24 protein-coding genes are annotated in these 23,965 nt (G+C 44.2%); 4 read left to right on the top strand and 20 right to left on the bottom strand.

The features are described from left to right. Positions 1-92 precede the first annotated feature (92 nt). From C6348_RS19065 to sigY, 5 genes are all read right to left on the bottom strand, one after another. Complete coding sequence (locus C6348_RS19065; RefSeq protein WP_008345567.1) at positions 93-206, bottom strand: hypothetical protein; 114 nt, start codon at positions 204-206, stop codon at positions 93-95. 83 nt (positions 207-289) lie between these two features. Beyond that, positions 290-1,660: an NADP-specific glutamate dehydrogenase gene (gene gdhA / locus C6348_RS10605; RefSeq protein WP_060597570.1), complete on the bottom strand. Its 1,371-nt coding sequence runs from the start codon at positions 1,658-1,660 to the stop codon at positions 290-292. Between the two features lie 314 nt (positions 1,661-1,974). After that, positions 1,975-2,187: a hypothetical protein gene (locus C6348_RS10600; protein ID WP_060597571.1), complete on the bottom strand. Its 213-nt coding sequence runs from the start codon at positions 2,185-2,187 to the stop codon at positions 1,975-1,977. Next, on the bottom strand, positions 2,184-2,495 hold the full coding sequence (locus C6348_RS10595; RefSeq protein ID WP_034660438.1) for a YxlC family protein: 312 nt from the start codon (positions 2,493-2,495) through the stop codon (positions 2,184-2,186). The genes C6348_RS10600 and C6348_RS10595 overlap by 4 nt, the downstream gene beginning before the upstream one ends. Next, a complete protein-coding gene (gene sigY, locus C6348_RS10590) occupies positions 2,492-3,025 on the bottom strand; it encodes an RNA polymerase sigma factor SigY (protein ID WP_106042985.1) in 534 nt (177 codons plus the stop codon). The genes C6348_RS10595 and sigY overlap by 4 nt, the downstream gene beginning before the upstream one ends. Positions 3,026-3,535: 510 nt before the next feature. On the opposite strand from sigY, the gene C6348_RS10585 reads away from it, so the two are divergent. Next, the gene (locus C6348_RS10585; protein WP_425592955.1) at positions 3,536-4,546 is read left to right on the top strand and encodes a pectate lyase family protein; all 1,011 of its coding nucleotides are present in this window, start codon (positions 3,536-3,538) and stop codon (positions 4,544-4,546) included. A gap of 54 nt (positions 4,547-4,600) precedes the next feature. On the opposite strand, the gene cydC is transcribed toward C6348_RS10585, so the two are convergent. The 15 genes from cydC to C6348_RS10510 form a co-directional block, all read right to left on the bottom strand. Beyond that, positions 4,601-6,334 (bottom strand): thiol reductant ABC exporter subunit CydC, encoded by a 1,734-nt coding sequence (gene cydC / locus C6348_RS10580; RefSeq protein WP_106042983.1) that lies wholly within the window; start codon positions 6,332-6,334, stop codon positions 4,601-4,603. After that, entirely contained in the window at positions 6,324-8,060 is a 1,737-nt protein-coding gene (gene cydD / locus C6348_RS10575; protein WP_106042981.1) for a thiol reductant ABC exporter subunit CydD, read from the bottom strand. Before cydD ends, cydC begins: the two co-directional genes overlap by 11 nt. Continuing rightward, positions 8,060-9,076, bottom strand: coding sequence for a cytochrome d ubiquinol oxidase subunit II (cydB, locus tag C6348_RS10570; protein ID WP_012011719.1), 1,017 nt, complete (start codon positions 9,074-9,076; stop codon positions 8,060-8,062). Before cydB ends, cydD begins: the two co-directional genes overlap by 1 nt. Continuing rightward, entirely contained in the window at positions 9,063-10,478 is a 1,416-nt protein-coding gene (locus tag C6348_RS10565; RefSeq protein WP_060597576.1) for a cytochrome ubiquinol oxidase subunit I, read from the bottom strand. Before C6348_RS10565 ends, cydB begins: the two co-directional genes overlap by 14 nt. Positions 10,479-10,809: 331 nt before the next feature. Continuing rightward, positions 10,810-11,931 carry a heme oxygenase gene (gene isdG, locus C6348_RS19220; RefSeq protein ID WP_106042979.1) on the bottom strand — a complete coding sequence of 374 codons (1,122 nt, stop codon included), beginning with the start codon at positions 11,929-11,931 and terminating at the stop codon, positions 10,810-10,812. A gap of 1 nt (position 11,932) precedes the next feature. Continuing rightward, positions 11,933-12,946, bottom strand: a complete 1,014-nt coding sequence (locus tag C6348_RS10555; RefSeq protein ID WP_106042977.1) for a FecCD family ABC transporter permease — start codon at positions 12,944-12,946, stop codon at positions 11,933-11,935. Further along, complete coding sequence (locus C6348_RS10550) at positions 12,943-13,881, bottom strand: ABC transporter substrate-binding protein (protein WP_106042975.1); 939 nt, start codon at positions 13,879-13,881, stop codon at positions 12,943-12,945. Before C6348_RS10550 ends, C6348_RS10555 begins: the two co-directional genes overlap by 4 nt. 18 nt (positions 13,882-13,899) lie before the next feature. Further along, a complete protein-coding gene (srtB, locus tag C6348_RS10545) occupies positions 13,900-14,652 on the bottom strand; it encodes a class B sortase (protein ID WP_060597580.1) in 753 nt (250 codons plus the stop codon). Positions 14,653-14,668: 16 nt separating this feature from the next. Continuing rightward, a complete protein-coding gene (locus tag C6348_RS10540; RefSeq protein ID WP_034660447.1) occupies positions 14,669-15,439 on the bottom strand; it encodes an ABC transporter ATP-binding protein in 771 nt (256 codons plus the stop codon). Then, a complete protein-coding gene (locus C6348_RS10535; protein WP_106030670.1) occupies positions 15,426-16,412 on the bottom strand; it encodes a FecCD family ABC transporter permease in 987 nt (328 codons plus the stop codon). Before C6348_RS10535 ends, C6348_RS10540 begins: the two co-directional genes overlap by 14 nt. A gap of 33 nt (positions 16,413-16,445) precedes the next feature. After that, complete coding sequence (gene isdE / locus C6348_RS10530) at positions 16,446-17,333, bottom strand: heme ABC transporter substrate-binding protein IsdE (RefSeq protein ID WP_034660451.1); 888 nt, start codon at positions 17,331-17,333, stop codon at positions 16,446-16,448. 75 nt (positions 17,334-17,408) lie between these two features. Further along, a complete protein-coding gene (locus C6348_RS10525) occupies positions 17,409-19,217 on the bottom strand; it encodes an NEAT domain-containing protein (RefSeq protein ID WP_106042973.1) in 1,809 nt (602 codons plus the stop codon). Between the two features lie 18 nt (positions 19,218-19,235). After that, positions 19,236-19,889 carry a heme uptake protein IsdC gene (gene isdC / locus C6348_RS10520; protein WP_060597745.1) on the bottom strand — a complete coding sequence of 218 codons (654 nt, stop codon included), beginning with the start codon at positions 19,887-19,889 and terminating at the stop codon, positions 19,236-19,238. Positions 19,890-19,909: 20 nt separating this feature from the next. After that, positions 19,910-20,368 (bottom strand): NEAT domain-containing protein, encoded by a 459-nt coding sequence (locus C6348_RS10515; RefSeq protein WP_066031542.1) that lies wholly within the window; start codon positions 20,366-20,368, stop codon positions 19,910-19,912. A 371-nt stretch (positions 20,369-20,739) separates the two neighbouring features. Beyond that, positions 20,740-21,072: a winged helix-turn-helix transcriptional regulator gene (locus C6348_RS10510; protein ID WP_106042971.1), complete on the bottom strand. Its 333-nt coding sequence runs from the start codon at positions 21,070-21,072 to the stop codon at positions 20,740-20,742. 177 nt (positions 21,073-21,249) lie between these two features. Here C6348_RS10510 and C6348_RS10505 point away from each other — a divergent pair, with 177 nt between their 5' ends. From C6348_RS10505 to ribD, 3 genes are read left to right on the top strand one after another with little or no spacing between them, the layout of a single operon-like run. Next, on the top strand, positions 21,250-22,119 hold the full coding sequence (locus C6348_RS10505) for a VOC family protein (RefSeq protein WP_106042969.1): 870 nt from the start codon (positions 21,250-21,252) through the stop codon (positions 22,117-22,119). 1 nt (position 22,120) lies between these two features. Then, positions 22,121-22,882, top strand: a complete 762-nt coding sequence (locus C6348_RS10500) for a GTP cyclohydrolase II (protein ID WP_095285622.1) — start codon at positions 22,121-22,123, stop codon at positions 22,880-22,882. Beyond that, positions 22,869-23,960 (top strand): bifunctional diaminohydroxyphosphoribosylaminopyrimidine deaminase/5-amino-6-(5-phosphoribosylamino)uracil reductase RibD, encoded by a 1,092-nt coding sequence (ribD, locus tag C6348_RS10495; RefSeq protein WP_034660457.1) that lies wholly within the window; start codon positions 22,869-22,871, stop codon positions 23,958-23,960. The genes C6348_RS10500 and ribD overlap by 14 nt, the downstream gene beginning before the upstream one ends. The last annotated feature ends 5 nt before the right edge of the window (positions 23,961-23,965 follow it).

Below are 23,965 nucleotides of genomic sequence, written 5' to 3'. Positions count from 1 at the left end.
CTTAACGGAGTGAGGCATGACTTGGATCATTCAAATCTATTATTTTTTCGTTCAGGACACAAATCGGTAATGCTTGCATAAAAAAAGCCGGATTATCCGGCTGATACGTTACGACTTTTAGATGCTTTTCGCTCTTTATATATTTTCCTCACCACTGGATAAATCACTGGTGCCCATTTGACAATTTGTTTCAGCCATTTTTTCATTTCTCCCGCGCCTCCTTATTGTCATTCTTACAAGGACGATTCCCCATCTTGTCATGAAATAAACAGGTGCGGGAGAGCAGGAGTTAAATCACGCCTTGTGCGATCATCGCATCTGCCACTTTGCGAAATCCTGCAATATTTGCTCCTACGATTAAGTTTCCAGAGTGTCCATATTCGTCTGCTGTCTCTGTACACTGACGATAAATCGTCTGCATCATTTGTTTCAGCTGATCATCTACTTCTTCAAATGTCCAAGACATTCTTGCACTATTTTGTGCCATTTCCAGTGCTGAGACACCTACCCCGCCAGCATTCGCCGCTTTTGCCGGCGCAAATAGAATATCATTCTGTTCAAACACTTTGACTGCCTGAAGAGTAGAGGGCATATTAGCTCCTTCTCCTACCGCAATGACACCATTTTCCACGAGCTGCTGCGCTTGCATCTCAGATATTTCATTTTGCGTTGCACATGGAAGCGCAATATCACAAGGAACAGACCAAATTTGTTCACAATCTTCAATCAATTCGGCATGCGGGTGAATGTCTATGTATGCCCCAATCCGTTGATTGCTCACTTCCTTTAGCTGCTTCACGGTCTCAAGTGAAATGCCTTGAGGATCATAAATCGCTCCGCTTGAATCACTGCAAGCAACGACCTTACCGCCTAGCTCCATGACCTTTTCCATCGCATAAATAGACACATTCCCTGATCCAGACACAACAACTGAATGCCCTTCAAATTGCAGTCCATGCGCTTTTAACATTTCTTCCATAAAGTACACCAGTCCATAGCCTGTCGCTTCTTTTCTCGCTAAGCTGCCTCCAAATCCAGGACTTTTCCCTGTGAGCACACCCGCCTCATAAGCACCGCGCATTTTCTTGTACTGTCCGAACATATAGCCAATTTCGCGTGCCCCTACGCCAATATCACCTGCTGGTACATCTTGATCAGGTCCAATATATCGGCTGAGTTCACTCATAAAGCTTTGGACGAAACGCATGATTTCTCCATCAGATTTCCCTTTAGGGTCAAAATCTGATCCACCTTTTCCCCCGCCGATCGGCATACCAGTCAGTGCGTTTTTAAAGATTTGTTCAAATCCTAAAAACTTAATAATGCTTGCATTGACAGATGGGTGGAAACGGATGCCTCCTTTATAAGGACCGATGGCACTATTGAATTGAACCCTGAACCCCCGATTGACTTGTACTTTCCCCTCATCATCTACCCAAGGTACACGAAATACCACAAGCCGCTCAGGCTCAATGAGTCGTTCTAAAATGCCCTGTTTTTCATACTCTGGGTGTTTTGCAAAAACAGGAACGAGTGATTCTAGAATTTCTTTTACGGCTTGCTGAAATTCCTCCTCACCAGGATTTCGTTTTTCCACCTCCTCTAACACACGGTCGATGTAGCTTTGTGCTGTTTGTGCTGCTCGATCTAAGGTCAACATGTCTCATCTGCCTCCTTTGTATATCTTCACACATTTATCCTGTTAGATTTTCTAACGCATATTGAGATTAATTTAACACCATTTGTAAAATCTGATCAATACTGATAACAGATGAAAATGATGCCGATTTGAGATGGATCAAGCAGCCGCAGCAATCGTTTTTAGAAAGTATCTCTTGCAGAATGACTATTGTGCTAGAATTGATGATTTAGACGTTATATATCCCGCACTCTTTGACAAATAGATGAATCATGAATGATTTCTAGTTGATCTTCAACCCGAAAAAAAGGCCTAAAGTTTTATAGGCCGTCCGCTCAATCTTTTCGGATCTTCTCATCTTTCTTTCGATCAGGGTAAACGACACAAAGCCAATATAAAATAGAAGACGATGGGAAATTAATTAAACCGACAATGCCCCAAAACCACTTATAGCGCCCTCTTTTCTTTGCATCCATAAATAAAAGAAGCCCCTGCGCAAACAATAACGGCAATGCGCACAATAAGATGATCATCTCCGTCTGACTCATAAGGAAGACCCTCCTTTAATGTGTTGATATTCCTTGATGCCGACAACGACGCAGAGCGGCACACTCACTACTTGAAGAAGAATGAAGATGATAGGCAAATGGGTGATGGCAGCGACAAATAGTGCCAGAATGGTCAGACTGATGAGAACGTACGCCAGTACTTCTTGTTTAAAACGCCTTTTCTCTTGTTCCTTTGCCTGCTTCAGCATCATCATGACAGCCTGCTCACTTGGCTCTTTCACTTCAATTTGTTCATCTAGCTGCTGTAACTCTTCCTTTAAACGTTCGGTGAACTGATCTTCCTTCATTGAGACCACTCCTTTCGAATTTTCTTTAATCCATGATGAACCCTCGACTTCACAGTGCCTTCTCTCATACCGAGCATTGAAGCAATCTCTGGATAAGTAAAGCCATAATAATAGTGCAAAATAATCGGTGCTCTCTCCTGAGCCTTCAATTCGTTTAGAGCATCCCACATTTCATGCCATGTGTGGCCCTTTTGCTGAATGTCCCATTTGAAGCGGCGTATGGTCTCTTGATTCGCCTTCCCTTCTCTTAATTGTTCACGTTTTCTTTTCTTCTGGTGATCTAAAAATTGCCTAGATGCAATGGAAATGAGCCATGTTGAAAATAAGGAATCTCCTCTAAATGAAGAAAGTTTCATGTACGCTTTCAGCATCGTTTCTTGTATGATTTCTTCTGCCAGCTCTTGTTGAAGGGTGAGCTTCATTATATAACGGTAAAGAAAGGAATAATGATGACGATAAAGGGCTGTAAATGCAGCATCATCTCCCTGTTTTGCCCGCTGAATCAATAATGTCTCTTCTGTCTGCTCCAAACACACCCCTCCTTCCTTTTCTTCTCTTATTCATGTGACGACACGGATGACGACATCGTTCAAAATAGACTTAATTTTTTTAACTTGGCTCCCTTTTCTCCCTGTTGATCCAGTATTTGATTCATTTTATATCCAATTTTTTCTTATGTAATGATTATGACATTCTTTCGTCCCTAACAAAATGGTGCGTTCGTAATCATCTTGATTTTCTATCAAGCGAAGAGCCTCTCCCTCATAATCACTAGGTCATCCCAATACCTATCGTCAATGATCCTTGTCTCATTTAGATGAAAATAAAATAATCATGGCCTTAGTTTCCTAGAAAATCATGGAATACACAGCGCCAATTCTTAGCCGATGATACCTTTTTGCGTGCTATGCTCTTCCTACATTCCGAAAAAGGCGATACTGGCGAAGAAAGGGGGGCAGTTGAATTGCAGCTTATTTTTGGAAACGTTTACATTAAAACAAAATAGAATGGAGATGTTGACTTTGAAGAAAAAAGTTCCAATGTTAGCTGGTGTGTTAGCGGTTGGTCTCGTGACTTCATTATTTGCACCTAATGGGGAGGCAAAAGCGGCAGCCAAGTATCCAGAAAGCCCTTCTATTATGGCCAATTTTAATCAACAAGGATTCTCCACATTAAATGGCGGTACAACAGGCGGTGAAGGCGGTAAAACCGTCACAGTCAAAACTGGAAATGAACTATTGGCTGCCCTCAAAAGTAAAGGAACAAACGAAAAATTAAAAATTGTTGTCGACGGGACGATTAACCCTTCTAATACATCTGCCAATAAAATCGATGTGAAAGATACAAACAATGTCTCGATCGTCGGCAAAGGCACGAAAGGTGAATTTAATGGAATTGGTATCAAAGTATGGCGTTCCAATAACGTCATTATCCGCAACCTGAAAATCCATCACAGTAACATCGGTGACAAGGATGCCATCGGAATCGAAGGCGCTTCTAAAAACGTATGGGTCGATCATAATGAGCTGTACAACACATTAAACTCTGGGAAAGATGATTATGATGGATTATTTGATGTGAAAAAAGACTCCGACTATATTACCTTCTCATGGAACTATGTTCATGACAGCTGGAAAACGATGCTCATGGGCAGCTCTGATAACGACAACTACAACCGAAAAATTACGTTCCATAACAACCGTTTTGAAAACCTGAATTCTCGTGTACCGTCTATGCGCTACGGGGAAGGTCATGTGTATAACAACTACTATAAAGGCATTCATACCACAGCGATCAATTCTCGTATGGGCGCGAAGATGAGAATTGAGCACAACGTATTTGAAAATACAAATAATGCGATCGGCAGCTGGGACAGCCGTCAAGTCGGTACATGGCATGTCATCAACAACTCATTTATTAACAGCTCAGGCAGTCTGCCAACGTCTTCAACAGGTACGTACAACCCTCCTTATAACTACTCTTTGCTTAACGTAAACAATGTCAAATCAGAAGTGGTATCAAATGCTGGTGTTGGAAAGGTAAACCCTTAAAACCACAAAACGTTCGGGCAGAGATTTCTGTCCGAACGTTGTTATTTCGTTTATTTATATTTTAGAAAATGGACGATCCATCTCATACAATTTTTGATAGCGCGGGTTTTCTTTCAGTAAATCCTGATGCTCCCCCTGCATCTCAATTTGTCCATCTTCAATAAACATAATGCGGTCACATGCCTCACAGCCAGTGAGATGATGGGTAATCCAAATGACCGTTTTTCCTTTTAACACACGGAAGATGGTTTCAAGCAGCTCACGCTCTGTGCGCGGATCAAGTCCGACGGTGGGCTCATCTAATACAACAATCGGGGTGTTTTGCAGCAAAATCCGGGCTAACGCCATCCGTTGTCTTTCTCCACCTGAGAAACGAATCCCTGTCTCCTGCACACCGGTGTGATAACCCTCTGGCAAAGATTCGATGGTATCGTGCAGCTGCACTTGTCTCGCTGCTTCTTTTACTTGCTCTTCTGTCGCATCTGGAGAGCCTAAGCGAATATTGTTTAAAACAGAGGTATCGAATAAATACGGCTGTTGATTGAGCACTGACACATAGGTGGACACGGTTTCTCGAATGCTTTCTACCGGTTTCCCCTGGATACTGACAGCTCCTTGATTTGGCACGACAGCTCCTTCTAACAATTTCAAAATAGTCGATTTTCCTGCACCACTTTTTCCTAAGAGAGCAAGTGATTCCCCTTGCTTCAGTGAAAATGAGAGATGCTTTAGCACGTATTGGTGCGAATCATACCGAAAGGACACTTGATCAAAACAGACAGCTTCACCTTGAGAAATAGCTGAATGATCCACTGTCTTGCGCTCTGATTCTCCTTCATACGAAAGCTTTTCATAATGATTTAATCTGCTGACAGCATGCTGATAGACTGGAATATCACCTGCTGCATCTGAGAGTGGAAGAAAGGCTTCTGTTAACGGAAACAGCACAAGCACAAAGGCTGCAATCAGGGTGTGTGACATCGAGCCTGACTGAACGACCGAACCGCTCCAATACACGACAAGCACGACAGCTCCTCCAATCATAAGCTGGGCAAAAAACAGGCGCAGACGGATAAACCGGTGCTTGGCTGCTTCAAGCGCTAACAGTTTCGCTTCTTTCTGTTCATATTCATCAACAAAATCTTTCTGCCTGCCGCTAAACAGCCAGTCACTAACGCCCATGACTGCATCTGTTAAATGGCTGTACAGTTCATTTCTGCCTTTTTTCATTTGAATTTGTCTCGCCCGGTTCACTAGCACTGTGACGTATGGAAAAACGAATACGAGAAGTGCCATATAAAGCAGCATCAGTCCAGCAAAGGGCCACGAGAATAGACCAAGTGCCCCAATGGATGCGTCATATAAAAGCAGCGCCCCGATGGATGGAAAGATGGTTTTTAAATAGGCGTCCTGCAGTCTCTCGACATCATCTGACAGAAGCCCAAGCATTTCACCTGTACCCAGCTTTGTCTGTTTCGCACTTCGTTCAGCCATGTCATACAGACGGACACGCATTTTTTCAATCATTGTCAAAATGAGCTGGTGGCTCGCCAGTCTTTCTGCATAGCGGGCAGCTGAGCGTGAAATACCAAAGGTCCGTACAGCTACAATTGGAACGTATACCATAAGTATATTCTCAGGTCTTGTGGCAGCTTTTGAAATGAGAAATCCTGACGTATACATCAGCATAGAAGCAGAGAATACTGCAATTGCCCCTAGAAATAAAACCAGCGCAAACAGCTTTTGATTCTCCTTGATATAAGGTATAAACCAGCCTTTACTGACCATGTGTGACCGCCCCCATCTGCTCCTGTACCAATTGATAATACACGCCTTTTCTTTGCATTAATGATTCATGTGTACCCATTTCTGCAATCGTTCCTTGATCCATGACAATGATCTCATCCATGTCTGGCATCCAATGGAGCCTATGTGTCGCTAAGAACACAAGTTTATCTTCAAACAGCGGAAGCATTGTTTTCTTCAATTCATACTCTGTCTCAATATCGAGATGCGCCGTTGGTTCATCTAACAGCATAATTGACCGCTGTCCCAGCACCGTTCGCGCAAGCGCAATTCTTTGTGCCTGTCCGCCGCTTAGCCCTCTTCCCTGTTCTCCAATGACCTCATCGAGACCATTTGGCAGCTGCGCTACGAGCTGAGATAATCCAGCTTCACAGACAGCTCTTTCCACTTCTTCATCTGTTGCATGCGGTTCATAAAAACGAATGTTTTCTCTTAATGTCATGTGAAATAAATAAGGGTGCTGCGGCATATAGACGACTTCCTTTTGCCATTCCTTCATCTGTAAATGAACAAGCGGCTTGCCGTTTAACGTGATTTGACCTGAGGTCGGTTCAACAAAGCCGCCGAGCACATCGGTTAACGTCGATTTCCCTGAACCACTGGCACCAATGATTCCGATTTTTTTCTTCCCTTTGACAGTGAGGTCTACATCCTGAATCGAATAAGGGGCTTGTTCATCATGCTGGACACTAACATCTTGCAGCGTGAGCACAGCTTGTTCACCCCACTTGTCTAGCTGCACTGATTGTGTCTCCTGCGCGCGGAAGCCCTTTTCTTCTAAAATGACCTGCATCGCTTCATTCGCTTCTTTTCCATTTAGCGTCGCATGATAATCATTTCCCACTTCACGTACTGGCAGGAAATATTCCGGTGCCAGCATAAGCGCGGTCAGAGCCGGCAATAACAGAAGCTCTCCTTCAATTAATCGCAAGCCAAGAAAGACAGCGACAGTTGCAATCGACAGCATGGAAAAGAAATCAAGCGCAAATGATGAAAGAAATGCAACCTTCAGCGTACTCATGGTCGTCTTTCGATATCGCTTTGACACTTCCCCGATATTGCGGGAATGTTTTTTGCTAATGCCTAAGTAACGAAGCGTTTCAAGGCCGCGGAGAGAATCAGTAAAATGATTGGATAATTTCTCATACGATCTCCATTGTTTGGCCGCTTTACGCTGAGCGACAAGGCCTAGCAAAATCATAAAAATAATTAAAATCGGCAGCGTCACGATTAAAATGACAGCAGATGTTTCGTCTAACGTCCAAACATAGATGAGGACCATTGCCGGTATCACTGCCATGTTCACCATTTTCGGTAAAAACAGCTGTAAATACTGACGATATTGAGCAATCCCCTCCATCGCTAATGTGACAAGCTTTCCTGTACCTTTTTTCTTTGTGAAAGCTGGACCTAAACGAAAGAGTTGGTCTAACAGCTGTTTTCTGACGTCTGCTCCAATTCGGGAAGAGTAGGTAAACATGACCTTCTCCCGAATCAAGGTGAGACCGTGCCGCACCAGAAAGGCAGCAAGAAACAGCAGGACATAAGGCGCTGCCTGCGAAAGGCTTTTCCCGTCAAACAGCGTAGTAATGGCATGTGCCAGCCACTGTGCTTGGAAAATAATACTTGCTCCTTGGATGAGTGACACAATACCCAAAAGGGCAAGAAGCCCCCTTATTCCTTTTAATTGAAGCAAACGTTTATCCATTAGTAGGTCATTGGCTCCTTACCGCTTACACGTTTACGGAAGACGTAATAGCTCCAAATTTGATACCCAAGCACAAAGGGCAGCAAAGAAATGGCAACAATCGTCATCACCGTCAGTGAATATGATCCGGATGCAGCGTTTTGAATGGTAAGATCAAACGTATGGTTGATTGAGCTAATCATGACGCGCGGGAACAATGCAGTGAAAAGCATCGTCACTGTCACCATGATGCCTGCACCTGTGAATAAGAATGTCCAGCCATCACGTTCTTTTTTCATAAAGAATAGAGCCGCGACGTAACAAACCACAATTAGGACAGTTAACGGAATGGTGATGATCGGGCGTACCGTATAAATGTCTGTTTCCATGATAGATACACCGACAAATAGGACAAGAACTGGCAGCGCAATAAGCAGGACACGCTTGCCAAGCTTTCTTGCACGATCTCTTAAATCACCCTCTGTTCGTAGTGTGACGAAAATCAATCCGTGCAGAAGGCAAAGAACCGTCACAGCTAACCCGCCAATCACTGAATAAAGGTTCACAAAATCCGTAAAACCAGCATACATATTCATGTCTTGATCAATTGGCATCCCGCGTAAAATACTTGTGAATAGCACACCGAGTAAAAACGGCGGCAGCAGACTGCCAAAGAAGATGACCCAGTCCCATGCTTTGATCCAAGAGGCTTTCTCAACCTTCCCTCGGAATTCAAAGGCGACTCCGCGCCCAATGAGCGCTAAGAGGAGAACCGCAAATGGTATATAGTATCCACTGAACATCGTGGCATACCAGTGAGGGAATGCAGCGAAAATAGCGCCCCCAGCTGTAATCAGCCAGACCTCATTCGCATCCCAGAAAGGGCCAATCGTATTAATTAAAATGCGGCGCTCGTGCGCATCCTTTCCAAGCAGCTGCATGGACATCCCAACACCAAAATCAAATCCCTCTAAGAAGAAAAATCCAACAAACAATACTGCGACAAGAATAAACCAAATCTCGTTAAGATATGCCATGATATGCGCCTCCATCAAATGGATCTGTAGACAGGTCCGTTTCATCCTTTTGATCTGTATCCTCTTCCGAATGTGCACCTTTTTTAATTTCTCGAATGAATAGGTAGGCAAGCAAGATGGCAAGGATCAGATAAATCGTCGTAAAGCTAATGACTGAGAATAACAGCATGCCATACGATACGTTTGGCGAAATCGATTGAGCCGTCGTCATCATACCAAAGACAGTCCACGGCTGACGCCCAATTTCAGTCATGATCCAGCCAGCTGAGTTCGCAATAAACGGGAACGCAATCATCCCTACCATGAAGCGTAAAAACCATTTGTTCGTTTCGAGTTTCTTTCTAAAGCTCAAGTACAAGCCAATCATACTGGCAAAAATCATCAGCATTCCGGCACCAACCATGATTCTAAAGCTCCAGAAGGTTGTTTTCACTGGCGGAATGTAGTCTCCAGGGCCAAACTTTGCTTCATATTCTTTTTGAAGTGTCAGCATGCCTGGCACATCTCCACTGAACTTCTGATAAGCCAAGTAACTTAAAGCAAACGGAATATTGATCTCCGCAGAGTTTTCTTTTTTATCTGTGTCAATATTGGCAAATAGTGTCCAAGCCGCTGGATCTCCACTATCCTTCCAAAGGGCTTCACTTGCTGCCATCTTCATCGGCTGTGATTTCATTAAGTGCTTCGCTTGATCATGTCCAGAGAACGCCACACCTAAGCCAGAAATTAAAGCGAGGACCATGGCAATCTGGAATGATTTTTTGAAAAAGGCGATTTCTTGTTTTTTGATCATTTTATAGGCACTAACTCCTGCAATAAAGAATGCACCTGTAGCCAGCGCACCAAACAGAACGTGCGGGAATTCAACCCAAAGCTGCGGGTTCGTTACAAGAGCGCCAAAATCATTCATTTCTGCGCGGCCATTTTTAATGACAAATCCAACTGGCTCTTGCATAAATGAGTTGGCGAGTAGAATCCAAAACGCCGAAAAGATCGTACCAAGAGAAACAAGCCAAATACACAATAAATGAATCTTCTTCGGCAGACGATCCCAGCCGAATATCCAAAGTCCAATAAATGTAGATTCAAGGAAAAAGGCGAGCAGTGCTTCAATGGCAAGCGGTGCACCAAACACATCACCGACAAACCTTGAATAATCTGACCAGTTCATCCCAAACTGGAATTCCTGCAAAATCCCTGTCACCACACCTACTGCAAAATTGAGTAAGAATAGATGACCCCAAAACTTCGCCATTTTTTTATAAATCTCTTTTTTCTTGACGACATAAAGGGTCTGCATCAAGGCGACGATAAACACCAAACCTATTGACATAGGAACAAAAATAAAATGAAATAATGTCGTTGAAGCAAATTGAAATCTTGCTAAAAACAGCTCACTCACAGCCTTACATCCTCCCTTACTTTCACATGCCGAATGATTCGAAATAACTATGCTCACCACTTCACAAAATATTCACTATTTGTTCAATGATTCACAAATAATAGCCTGTTTGAAATGGTTTACTCGGTGAAATTTTACTCTTGCTTTTCATTCGGTTAGTTATTTATACCTGTACTTTACACCCATGCGCTTCAAAAATAAAGTAAATTTTACCTAAAAATTGGATGGTATTGTGTCAGTTGTTTGAATACTTTGTCAAAGATATGTGACAGAAAGTAAAAAAACGCAAAAACATAGCGCTGCACATGAACCGCAGCGCTATGTTTCTTTTTTAGGCTTTTTTCTGTAAAGCTGGTCTAGTGACTTGCACTTCGTAGTACGTAATTTTGTTTTTTAATAGTCCTTCAGGTTTCGCTTTCCCATGAGCGTGCGCATCACCAAATGCCTGAGATTTTGTCCAGTTCACAAAGTCTTCTTTTCGATTCCAGCGGGTATGAATGGTCACTTCATCGTAATCGGTTGTCTGCTGCGTGACCCATACTTCCATGCCTAAAAATCCTTCCATGAATTCTACTTGTCCCTGCTTGTTAAAACGCTTGACGAGGTGGTCAGCACTGCCTTTTTCTACTCTTACCTGGTTGTTGACAATGATCATTTTCTGTTCATCTCCCTTTTGTTGTTGGATCGAAGCGATTGGGATAATGAGCGGATGCTCACCGTCTAAGTGAACCTCAGCCTGAATCCCAAAGACTTCTTTGAAAAAGTTTTCTGTTAATACTTCGTTTGGTGTCCCTATTTGATAAACTTGACCACCCTTCATCGCAATGAGGCGGTCACAATATTTTGCTGCCTGCTGCAGGTCGTGAAGAACCATTAAAATGGTGATTCCATGCGTCTTATTCAGCTGTTTGAGCAGCTCTAGTAAATCAAGCTGATGTGCAATATCTAGGTAAGTCGTCGGCTCATCCAGAATCAAGGTCTCTGTCTTCTGAGCGAGCGCCATCGCAATATACGCCTTTTGTCTTTCTCCGCCTGACAATGTATGCAGCATTCTGTTTTCATTGATGCGGCTATTGGTCACATCAAGCGCCCACTCAATCGCTTCTTGATCTGTCTTCGAGCTCTTTTTCCAGATCGAACGATGCGGACTGCGTCCAAGTGCGACCAGCTCCCGTACGGTCATAGATGGAATGGCTGTTCTCGTCTGCATGAGAACGGCGATTTCCTTTGCAATCTCCTGAGATGTCATCTCTTTTTGCGGTATATCGTGAATGTATATCATGCCGCTTTCGATCGATGTAAGACGTGCGGCTGCTTTAATAAAAGTCGACTTCCCTGATCCATTTGGTCCAATAATTCCTGTCACACTTCCTTTAGGAACAGCTGCTGAAATAGACGACAGCCGAAAGCCTCCTTGACTGAGACTCACGTCATCCATAGCTATCACTTCCAACTTAACCCCTCCCTTTCTTTTTTAATAAATAGAGGAAGAAAGGTGCACCGATGCAGGCAAGCAGGATACCGACAGGCAGTTCAACCGGTGTAAACCATACCCGTGCCGCTGTATCTGCAAAAACCACAAGTACGCCTCCGCCCAGCATTGAGATCGGCAGCAGGTACCGGTAGTCATCTCCAATTAAAAGACGGATAAAATGAGGAACGACCAGCCCGACAAATCCAATTAAGCCGCTCACACTTACAGCTGCACCAGCTAAAAGCGCCGCCAGCGCAATTAAGAAAAACCGGGTGCGCTCTACTCTAAGGCCGAGTAACTGCGCCGATTCATCACCAAGCAAAAGAAGGTTTGCCGGCTTGATGGCAAAAAAACAAAGGCACAACCCAGCAAGCGCATATGGCGACACGAAGCTTAGATGATGCCAGCTCCGTCCATTTAATCCTCCGGATAAAAAAGGCAGAACAGCCTGCACACGCTCACTATAAAGCACCATAAACCCATTCATAACCGCCCCAAGGAGGGCATTGACTGCCACTCCCGCCAAAATCAATTTCAGCGGGGAAACCCCTTGATCAAATGACAGCATATACACCACGAGTGCCGCTAATAAAGCGCCAAGGAAAGCAGCAGCTGGCAGCAAATACGTAAATTGCGGAAACACAATCATGCTGAGCACAGCAGCCAATCCGCCGCCAGCAGTCACACCGATGATGCCAGGGTCAGCGAGTGGATTCCGGACGACTCCTTGTAAAATCGCCCCTGATGCTGCGAGACAGGCTCCGACAATAAAACCGATCAAAACACGCGGCAGACGTAAATCCATCACAATTTTCTCATGGACAGGCTGGCCTGATCCCATCAAAGCGGCGATTAGATCTGGCAGCGATAATTGAACAGAACCTAATGCAAGCCCTAGGCATGCACCTACAACTAACGAGAATAATAAACCGGGTATCAGCCATTTTCGCCTCGACTGTCTTTTTTGAAAATCTAACTCTGCATTCATTTTCATGATGACAATCGCTTCAATCTTTTCTCTAGCTCATCAATCGCTCTCATCACTTCCGCGCCTGGGTTCGTCCCAAATAGATCACTCGGCAGAATCTCGACGTGTCCATTTTTGACAGCTGACACATCGTGCCAAGCGGCATTCTGTTTCATTTCACTCATAAAGCCCGCTTTCACATCTTCAGGATTGCTGTGAGTCATAAGCAGAATAAGATCAGGATCGGCTTCGATGACCTTTTCTGCATTGATTTGAGCGTATTGAGGGAATTTCTCGAGTGCCGGTTCATTTTCAGCGATGTTCGTCCCTCCTGCGATGTGCAGTAAATCTCCGCTTAAGGATTGAGGAAGTGCCGCCATATATGTGCCAGGTGCCCCGTATACAACGAGTGTCTTCACTTTTTTCTGAGGCTGCTTGACCTGCTTTTTCCTCTGATCGATTTGCTCATTGAGGGCTTTGGCCTTTTGCTGCTTTCCGAGCAAATCCCCGAATAACGTTATTTGACGCTGAATATCCTTCACTGAATTGGCACTTGTCAAAAGAAGCTGTGAACCAATTCCTTCTATTGTAGAGATGTCCTTACTGTTTAATTGTTCATTCCCAAGCACAACATCGGGCTTTAAGCTTGTGATGAGCTCTACATCAAATTGATGCGTTGTGCCAATCGTTTGTACAGACTTTGCCTTTTGTAAGCTGTCTGGTAATTCGGCGGCCGGACGGCCAACTACCTCACCGCCTAAGGCATACAGGATGCTCATGTCTCCAGTCGATAATGCGACGATACGCTGAGGGGATTCTTCAAACGACAGCGTTCTGCCAGTAAAATCCTTTATCTTCAGCGCACCTTGCCCGCTTCCTTTCTCTACAGGTGCTGCCTGACTGCATCCGCCGAGGAGAAGCATCAAGACGAGTCCAGCGAAGATCACATGTGAAAATTTCAACCGTCTGTCTCTCCTTTTCTAGTAAACTTTCTTTAGCTTTGCCTGTACGACAAGACGCCCATTTTTAGGTGCAAGCACATGATCACAAGTCGATAAGGTGAGGATGAGGTCATCTGTGGACACGTCTGTCTTCGTTTGATAGATTGATTTTTTCCGCACAGCTTGTAAGTAGTGCGCATATTCGCCAAGATCTTGAAAATCGGTTTGAATATAATCGAAATCCACCGTTGTTTCATACACGGCAAAAATCTCCGCCTCATAGCTTTGATACAGCGTATCGTACTGAAATGTCCGATGATCATGGAAGAAATCCTTTTTTAAATAGTTTGTGAGTCCAGCGAACATGGATCCGTCTCTCATCCGATGCCCGTACACCACAGTATTCGGGCTCTCGTGCAAGACGTCATTGCGATAATCCATAAAGATACTGCCTGCCCGGGTGTCGTTTTTTAAATAATTGCGGGTTAAGTAGAACGCATTATCACGAGATTGAACGATTGGGTACTGAATCATCGTGTCCTTCATATTGATCCAGCCGACAATGTCGTTGTTCACCTTCCGCAGCTCATCAAATGACGTACGGGTGGTTCCCGGTTCCCGGCTTTCAGTCATTCCTTGCTCTTGACCATACATCGTCTGAGCCTTTGCAAGCACCTGACGATTTTGATAATAGCCGAACAGTTCTAAACCAATGGCTGTACCGCTATAAATGAATACTCCTAAACAGACGATCGTCAGCATACGCTGCCAGACCCGTTTTCCTCTTTTCACACTGTCTCACCTGCTTTTATATGCCAACAGGCACGATGTACATTCCTGTTTCTGCATCCTGTCTAATCGTGACGGACACATCATAAATGTGCCGCACATTCTCTTCAGTTAACACATCGTTTGGCTGTCCTTCACTGATAATTCGTCCATCCTTCATCGCAATGATGACGTCACTGTAGCGGACAGCCTGATTCATGTCGTGCAGCACCATGACAATCGTGAGTCCATGCACGACATTGAGCTCACGGATCAGCTCAAGAATGTCAAATTGATAGTAGATATCCAAATAGGTTGTCGGTTCATCTAAGAAAAGGATCGGTGTTTTTTGCGCAAGTGCCATCGCAATCCATACACGCTGACGCTCACCACCTGACAGTGAGGCGAGCGGCACCTTTCGTTTTTCCGTTAGTTTTGTACTGGACAGTGCCCACTCTATCGCTCTCTCATCCTCTTCCTTGTCACCCCCGCGCATCGTCTGGTACGGCGTTCTACCGAATGCCACGACCCGTTCGATCGTTAAATCAAGCGGTGCTTCATTTTGCTGATGGACGACAGCCAGCTTTTTTGCCAGCTCCTTTGGCTTAAATGCATTCAGCGCTTGTCCGTCTAAGTGAATTTGCCCTTTGTTTGGACAATGATTATTCGCCATCAAGGAAAGCAGTGTGGATTTCCCCGAGCCATTTGGACCGATAATGGTTGTGATTTTCCCCTTTTCAATCTGTGTTGTGACCGATTGAACGATGTCCTTCTGCTGGTCATATGAGAATGACACCTCACGAATGTCCATGGAGACGGTCCCCCCTTCTTAATAAAAAGATCAGAAACGGCCCGCCAATCACGGCCATGATCGTAGAAGCAGGAATCTCATTTGGCGCGACAAGCGTCCTGCCGAGCGTATCAGCCGTCAAAATCAGCAAAGCCCCGCTTAACGCAGAAAATGGAATGAGTACCCGATGATCCGAGCCAACAAGCCTTCTTGAAATGTGCGGAATGAGCAAACCGACAAAGGCAATCACGCCCGCTACCGCAGCTGTCACCGCCGCGAGTAATACCGCTGTGATGGAAATCAAAAGGCGCATTCTGGTCACACGCAACCCTAAATTTTTCGCTGTCTTGTCCTGAAGAGCCAAGAGATTACACCATCTGCTGAAGAAAAGTGCTACGACAAGACCGGCGACGCCATAGACTCCGATTAAACGGACATCTCCCCACGTTTTCATCGTGAGATTTGACTGTCCTGACTGATTGATCGTGATATTGAAATAGCTGCAAATGGTCACAAATGCTTCAGCCATTCCAGTAAACATGGCATTGATGGCGATCCCAACCAAAATCATACGGATTGGGCTTAAGCCGCCCTTCCAAGACAGAACGTACACGAGGAAACATGCAATGGCTCCGCCTAATACCGAAAATAAAGGAGAGTAGAAATAAAATTGAGGAAGCGCTGTAATCGCCATTAAAGAAAAGAAGCTGGCTCCTGATGAAATTCCAATGACGCCGGCATCAGCTAATGGATTTCTCATGACCGACTGCAGCAGTACACCGGAGACAGATAAGGCGGCCCCTGTAAACATTGCGATGAGCATGCGGGGAATTCTCAAATCTTTAATGATGTCTACCTGTGCATGTTGACCGGTGATGAGCCCTTCCAATAATTCAATCGGGGTGACATGAATACTCCCAGTAATGGCGGAATAAATAAACACGCACACCAGTAAGAGACTAACTATCAGAAATAAAATCCCTGTTTTTTTCATCTTGAACGTCCTTTTATCATTAAGATTCGCCGCTTATGACGGGTAGAGCATACGCGTTAGTTCATCTAATGCTTCTGCTGCCTTTAAATTGCCCGTTGTCCCAAATAAGCTTTCTTCGAGGTCGTACACCCGGTCTTGCTTGACCGCATGAAAATGCTTCCAGATGTCATTTGTTTTAAATTCTTGATCAAACATGCGGACAACTTCATCTGGCATCCCATGTGCGGCCCGGAGTATGATATCTGGATTGGCTTTTTGTAAATACTCCGTATTAGATGCCAAATACTCCATTTTCTCACCTTTGACAATGTTCTTTCCGCCTGCGATACGTACAAGATCACCAATATATGAATTCTCTGTTGCCACCAAATAACTGCCCGGTACACCAAGCAAAATCAGAACGGACGGCTTGCGCTTTCCCTTCGTCTTCTCTTGTATGTCTTTCTTTTTTTGTTCAAAGTCAGACACGATGCGCTCGGCTTGTTTCTTTCTGTCATACTGAGCTCCGAGCTTCGTGATCGCCTTCTCCATGCTACCAAGGCTCTCGAGATTTAAGTATGTGGCAGGGACACCTGCTTGCTGAAAGGGTGTCTCTAAATCATATTGAAGGGTTGTGACAGACAGGACATCTGTCGGTTGAAGTGATTGGATGATTTCCATGTCCGGGCTCATTGGATTACCGACTTCCGGCAGTCCTTTATAACGAGCTGGCAAGGATTTTTGACTTGTTGGCACCCCGACAAGATCCACCTCTAAAGCATCCATAATCTCCACAGCAGCTACAGTCGTTGCCACAATGCGCGCACTTGATTCTGCGCTTTTTTTGCCTTTCGCTGAACTTTCGGCTGACTGTGAGCAGCCCGATAAGATCACGCACACACTAAGAGCAGCGATCAGGGTACATAACATTCGATGCTTCAAAAACAGAAGCCTCCTTTCGAAAAAAGAGAGTGGATGCGCCGAGAGAAATTGCGCATCTCACTTAAACTAATCCATCTATCTTGTTCTTGTTTGATACTTTCTGACGAGTACGAATAATGACCCGCCGAATAAAAGAATATACACCCAAAAAAGAGAGGTATCTCCTGTTTTCGGATTCAACTGTCCAGTCTCAGACTTGGTTTGGTCATCTGATGGAGTAAATGTCATCTGCTCTGCGCCTGTTTCCTCTGGCGCTAGATTTTCAAGCTGATTTGTTTGAGAATCGCGATCATTTGGATTTTTGACAAAGCCGATACTCTCATCGTCTCCGATTACCATAGCAATGCCGCTTCCTTCACCAAGAGTGATTCCTTTTGTGTCATAGACAAGTTTGACATCGTACTGCTCATGATAATTCGCAGCCGGAATATCAATTTTTACGCGTGCTGCTTGAGCAGTGCTTAAACTTTTGGCTTCATATTGAATCACTCGTGTGTCTGCTTTTTGATCTGTTTTTGCGACAAGAGTCTCTTCATATTTCCCGCCTGTCCCTACTTGGAAGGATGTGATGGCGGAGCTGTTCTTCACTGTATATGAAACGAAATGGCGGCCATTTTTTACCACCAATGTCGCAGGGCTCACGACGTAATCGTTCATACGAGAAGGCTCATCCTTGTCTGCTTTCTTCATTGAGAAAGGCAGCTTGTATACACCATCTTTAAGCTTAGCCGTCTCTTGAGCAGCTCCGCCGTTATTTGTTTCTGGTGATGGTGTGTTTGGTTTTGGTGTTTCTGGTGCAGCCGGTGTTTCTTCCTCTACCTGCCCGTCCTTAAGTGGAGCGATACTCTTTGCATCGAATTGAAAACGAATATCGTAGGTTTGGTCATAGTGAGCAGCTGCTACCACGATGTGTACTTTTCCTTTGACCGCTTTTTTCAGATCAGCGACATCAAATGACACCACTCTTGTGTTCTTTGCTTTATCTGTGCTGACAGTCTTCACTTCTTGATAAGATCCGTTTTTCTCTGTTTTCAAGGAAGCGACAGACGTATGATCCTTCACCGTAAAGGAAATGGTTTGTTTTCCATTTTTGATGGTTAAGGATGCAGGATGTGAGAAGTATTGGTTCATCCGAGATGCCTCGTCCTGATCCCCTTTCAGCACACTGTAATTGATGCGGTATTCGCCATCTTTTAATTGATTTTGCGCAGAATCATCTGGTTTTGTGCCATTGTTATTGCCAGGTGTTGCCTGATGATCGTCTGGCTTTGTCCCATTTTGATCATCCGGCTTTGTTTCATTATCGTCTGGCTTTGACCCGTTTTGGTCATCCGGTTTTGTTTCGTTATCGTCTGGCTTTGTGCCATTTTGGTCATCTGGTTTTGTTTCGTTATCGTCTGGCTTTGCAGGTGTAACGAGTGTTAGGCTGCTTTGATCGAATGCAAGCTGTACGTCATACGCTTCGTCATAAATAAAGCCGCCTAAATCCCAGTAAATTTTCACCCAGCCGTTTAATTTGGCTGATAAGTCGGCTACATCAAATTTGATCACACGTGTATTGGCTGTTTCATCCTCACTGACGGTTTCAGTGGTGACAAGAGCACCATTTTGTTCAACTTTGAAATCTGTAATCTCTTTGCTTTGCTTCAGCGTGACATAGGCTGTTGTCTTGCCATTCTCCACAATCAGCTTAGCTGGCTTTTCTGTATACGTATCCATCATGGACGCTTCTGTGCTGCCATTCTTTAAAATGGTGAATCCGGCCGTGTATTCACCATCAACAAATGATGCCGCTTGAGCCGTTCCTTGAGGAATCTGAAACGCAGTCAATAAACTGAATAAAACGAGCAGAATGGCTGCCTTTAGATGAAAAAGACGTTTCAAATGGTGACACTTCCTTCCTTAATGCTTGATGATCCACTTTCTTGCTAAAAATCCGCCTGAGCATAAAGCAAGCACAAGGAGCCACCCTGTCTGGTTTGTATCACCAGTTTGAGGATTCTCTTCTTGTTTTGTCGTGGATGAATCAGATGTTTTAGTTGATTCTTTTGATGGCTGCTGATCTTCTGCTGCACCCGCTGATTTGTTTGTGCTGTTAGACGAAAGCGATTTCATGCTGCTCTCATCGAATTTCAGCTGAATGGTATAATCATGATCATAATCAGCAGATTTAACAGTGACATGAATTTTTGACTTGATTGGCTTAGACAAGCTCTGAGCTTGGAACTGAACAAGCCTTGTGTTGGCTTTTTTATTAGTTGAGAGAACCGTTGTGTCGACATAGCCGCCATTTCCCGGCACTTTAAATTCCGTCACCCAGCTGCTATTTTTAATGGTCATTTGTACAGTCAGCTTCCCATTTTTTGCAATCACTTTTGCTGGCTTCAGCCAGTAATCATTTGCCATGGAAACCGCATTTCCTTCAGCCTTCAGCACAGTATAGTTGACGGAGTATGTACCATCCTTTAACGTGGCAGCCTGTGCGTTTGAAAAAGGCAGCATAAGTGCCAATAATAAAGCGGTCATGAAGACTGATAGCCTCATCATTTTTTTCATCAAGCGAATTTCCTCCCTTTCTATTGAACAGATGCTGCATCAAACTTGAGGCGGATGTCGTAATTGCCTGTATATCCGATGACCGGTACAGTCACGCTCACTTTTGCTGGTACGACTTCTGTCAGGCTGTTCACGTTGAATTCAACCGTTCTCTTATTTGCAGCTGTATTTGTACTGATCACCTTCGCATCTTTGTACACACCTTGATCAAGTGTTTTAAAGCTTGTGATCCAAGAGCTATTCGTTAACGTGACTTGTGCTTTGATTTTTCCATTCTTCACGACAAGCTTGGCTGGTTTTTCAAAATACGTATTCGCTGTTGAAGTCGAATCGCTATCTGCCTTCCATACCACATATTGTGCTGAATGTTGACCATCTGCTAAGCCTGCTGCTGAGGCTGAGCTAACTGGGGCTAGGGCAAATAATAGAACAAAACTAAAGAACAATAATACGTGTGATGTTGAACGAATGGCTTTCATGTGAACCCTCCTAAATGATATTGATAATTATTCTCAATAGATAATAAAAAAAATAACCTTCATAAGCGCTGGATCACACTTATAGATGATTATGATAATCATTATCAATTGAGTTGAAAAAATAAATCTTTGCTTCCTAAAAGCCAAAGATGTCTGTTTCTAAATGATGGTTTGAAACGTGTTTTAGGTAATCTGTCCCATTCATGATACCATGGCATAACCTCCATTCCATTACAGGGAAAAGAACCCTCTTCTCCTTGATATTATATGATGAATGAATTTATTGTCAACATCATTTTTCATACTATTGACTTAGATTTCTGGAAAATCGCACAAAAAAAATTTCGATCAGACAGACTGATCGAAATCGTTTAGGAAGAGACTTGTTCCCCTTTTTTGCTGTTTTTACGTTCTAAAGACCAAGCATACATTTCACGAATAATCGGCTCAATTTTCTTCCCTTGCGCTGTTAATTCGTATTCAATCCGTACTGGAATGTCAGGGTATACGTTTTTCTCAACGAGTCCTTCAGCCTCTAAATCCTTCAGCCTTTCTGATAATAATCGTCCGCTGATGTCCATTTCATTTTCAAGCTGACAGAAACGCTTAGGGCCTGTCAGAAGCTGATTGATGATGAGAATGACCCACTTCTTGCCTAGAATCTCCATGGCATCTGTGATTGGACAGCCATCTACTTGAGCCATACCTTACTCCCTCCCGCTTTTCTCTCTTTTTTTTCATTATAGCACAATTAATTACTTGAAATAAGTCACTAACTATTATATAGTTTAGTTACTTTAAGTAACAAGGTATTCATTTTTATAGATTTTCAAAAACATTTGAACATGCCGATGCATATATCATGAAGGAGCTGACCGAGCTTGAAGACAGTTGAGGAGCTAAGATTGGGTGTAACAGAGTTACATGTGTCCAGCTTTGAGCGTTCTTTACCTTTTTATACAGACATTTTAGGATTTACAATAGTAGAACAGACGGAATCCACCGTCACTCTTGGAAGCAATGCAAAGGAACCCATTCTTTTGTTAAAAGAGGATGCACAGCTCAAGGAGAAGCCTGATCATGAGCCAGGACTTTATCATTTTGCTGTTTTATTACCTACCAGAAAAAACCTGGGCACATGGCTGGCACATGTGATCAAAAAAGGCTATCCTTTAATTGGAGCAAGCGATCACTTTTTCAGTGAAGCCATTTATTTAAGTGACCCTGACGGCATTGGCGTAGAAATATATGCTGATCGCCCTGAGGACGTTTGGGTAGGTGAGCATGGAGAACTGAAAGGTGGCGGAAATGCACCTCTTGATGGAGATGGTCTCCTGCAAGAAGCCGCTGATACAACTTGGGAAGGACTTCCCGCTGGTACAGTGATGGGACACTTACATTTCCATCTTAACCCAGAAGAAGCTGATTCCTTTTATGTCAATACGCTCGGTTTTCACATCAGAATGGCTCCACCAGCAAGCCTGTTTATCGCCGCTGGTGTGTACCACCATCACCTTGCCTTTAATGCATGGGGACGGGGACGAAAAGGAGCCATTGATCCACGTTTTTCAGGAATTAGAAGCTATACACTGGTATTCCCACAAGAAGCAGACAGACAGTCCGTTGTCGAGCGTCTGACAAAAGCAGGCACTCAAGTGAAAACAACAGGGAAAAGTAACGAATTTGTTGATCCATTTGGCGTTCTCGTTCGTTTACAGATTGAAGAAACAGACAAAAAAGAAGGTGCATAATATGGACAAACACACAGATCTTAAAACAGCCATTTTAAAAGATAAAATCAAACGAGTACAGCAAGAAGACGGGTATATATATATCACTGGACCCATTAAATTGCCAGTGAATTTAGACGGCAGAACCGTGATGTTCAACTGGTATTCATGGTTAAAAGACGATGGAAAAGAGCCATTGTCAGATGAAGCTTTAATTGAAAGCCTCTCGTCCCGCCAGCTTGCCGATCATCAGCAGTCAAGCGTTCTAGTGTATGGGGAGTTCGAGCACGCTGACGAAGCCCTTATCCGCATGCATTCCATTTGCCACACTGGTGATATTTTCGGAAGCAAGCGCTGCGACTGCGGGTTCCAATTGAAGCAGTCCATGCGGATGATTGAAGACAATGGTGCAGGTGCACTGTTCTATTTAGCCAATCATGAAGGCCGCGGTATTGGACTTTTCAGTAAAGCCATGGCTTATATTCTTCAAGAAAACGGCTACGATACAGTAGAAGCGAACGAAGCACTCGGCTTTGAAGATGACACGCGTCAATATGAAGAAGCCATCGCCGTTCTTCAAACACTTCGTACAAAGCCGGTCAGACTCATTACCAATAATCCGAAAAAGACAGATGCCATCAGCCATGCAGGTCTATCTCTTTCTGGACGCATTCCGCTTTGGGGTGATGTCTCGGAGTTTAACGAAAAATACTTGCAGACAAAAATCAACCGCTCAGGTCACATGAAGGCGGAGCAAGAGGTGCGTACGATTGCCACATCATGAGCGATATATGAATCTAGCCCTTGAAAATGCACAGGCAATGAAAGGTCAGACCTCTCCAAACCCGCTCGTCGGGGCTGTGATTGTGCGAGAGAATGAAATTGTTGGTGTCGGTGCTCACATGAAAGCCGGTGAACCGCATGCTGAAATTCATGCACTTAAAATGGCTGGAGACAAGGCAAAAGGAGCCACCATTTATGTGACCCTCGAGCCTTGTTCCCATCACGGCCGCACAGGCCCTTGCGCGGAAGCACTTGTGAAAGCAGGCGTCGAAACCGTTGTCGTGGCAGCGCTTGACCCGAACCCGCTTGTCGCAGGCCGCGGGATTGCCATCTTACAAGATGCTGGCATCCAAGTGATTACAGGCGTACTGGAACAGGAATCCATTCTCATGAATGAAGTATTTAATCATTTTATTACGAAAAAAACACCTTTCGTGACGCTCAAGGCAGGTATTACCTTAGACGGAAAAATTGCCTCTGCTACGTCTGACAGTAAATGGATTACATCTGAAACATCTCGTTATGATGCTCATCATATCCGCAGTATCAATGATGCGATTTTGGTCGGTGCTCAAACCGTTATTCATGACGATCCTTCACTAACTGCACGGATTCCAAATGGGCATCATCCGATTCGAATTGTCTTAGACTCTAAGCTGTCAACACCGCTGACAGCAAAGATCGTCACTGATCAGACGGCACCTACATGGATCTTTACGACAAAGCAAGCCAATGAGGGAAAACGAGCCGCTTTAGAAGCAGCTGGCGTCAGTGTCTTTATAACAGATAGCGACACGCGGGTGCCCCTGCAAGAAGTGCTTCAAGTGCTGGGAGAAAGAAATGTCTCCTCCCTCATGATTGAAGGCGGCGGCCAGATCAATGCCTCATTTTTAGAACAGCAGCTTGTAGATAAATTGGTCATCTATATGGCACCTAAACTCATTGGCGGTCGGCTGTCACCTTCCTTTTTTGGAGGCGAAGGCATACGCCTCATGAGTGATGCCATCGAATTGGATCAACTCTCAGTAGAACCACTAGGGAAAGATATCAAAATAACGGGCTATCCTGTTTATCAATAAACAAG

Origin of the sequence: Bacillus sp. YBWC18, assembly GCF_002998775.1 — a bacterium.
GTDB lineage: Bacteria > Bacillota > Bacilli > Bacillales > Bacillaceae > Bacillus.
Note: the sequence above shows the minus strand (reverse complement) of the source record. Positions and strands in the feature narration are given on the sequence as shown.

Coding starts and splice junctions, on each gene's coding strand:
- C6348_RS10515 (WP_066031542.1), bottom strand. CDS start 20,368: ATGAAAGCCATTCGTTCAACATCACACGTATTATTGTTCTTTAGTTTT.
- C6348_RS10535 (WP_106030670.1), bottom strand. CDS start 16,412: ATGAAAAAAACAGGGATTTTATTTCTGATAGTTAGTCTCTTACTGGTG.
- C6348_RS19065 (WP_008345567.1), bottom strand. CDS start 206: ATGAAAAAATGGCTGAAACAAATTGTCAAATGGGCACCAGTGATTTAT.
- isdC (WP_060597745.1), bottom strand. CDS start 19,889: ATGAAAAAAATGATGAGGCTATCAGTCTTCATGACCGCTTTATTATTG.
- C6348_RS10555 (WP_106042977.1), bottom strand. CDS start 12,946: ATGAAAATGAATGCAGAGTTAGATTTTCAAAAAAGACAGTCGAGGCGA.
- C6348_RS10500 (WP_095285622.1), top strand. CDS start 22,121: ATGGACAAACACACAGATCTTAAAACAGCCATTTTAAAAGATAAAATC.
- gdhA (WP_060597570.1), bottom strand. CDS start 1,660: ATGTTGACCTTAGATCGAGCAGCACAAACAGCACAAAGCTACATCGAC.
- C6348_RS10510 (WP_106042971.1), bottom strand. CDS start 21,072: ATGGCTCAAGTAGATGGCTGTCCAATCACAGATGCCATGGAGATTCTA.
- cydD (WP_106042981.1), bottom strand. CDS start 8,060: ATGGATAAACGTTTGCTTCAATTAAAAGGAATAAGGGGGCTTCTTGCC.
- cydB (WP_012011719.1), bottom strand. CDS start 9,076: ATGGCATATCTTAACGAGATTTGGTTTATTCTTGTCGCAGTATTGTTT.
- C6348_RS10540 (WP_034660447.1), bottom strand. CDS start 15,439: ATGGACATTCGTGAGGTGTCATTCTCATATGACCAGCAGAAGGACATC.
- C6348_RS10585 (WP_425592955.1), top strand. CDS start 3,536: ATGTTAGCTGGTGTGTTAGCGGTTGGTCTCGTGACTTCATTATTTGCA.
- cydC (WP_106042983.1), bottom strand. CDS start 6,334: ATGGTCAGTAAAGGCTGGTTTATACCTTATATCAAGGAGAATCAAAAG.
- C6348_RS10600 (WP_060597571.1), bottom strand. CDS start 2,187: ATGAGTCAGACGGAGATGATCATCTTATTGTGCGCATTGCCGTTATTG.
- C6348_RS10595 (WP_034660438.1), bottom strand. CDS start 2,495: ATGAAGGAAGATCAGTTCACCGAACGTTTAAAGGAAGAGTTACAGCAG.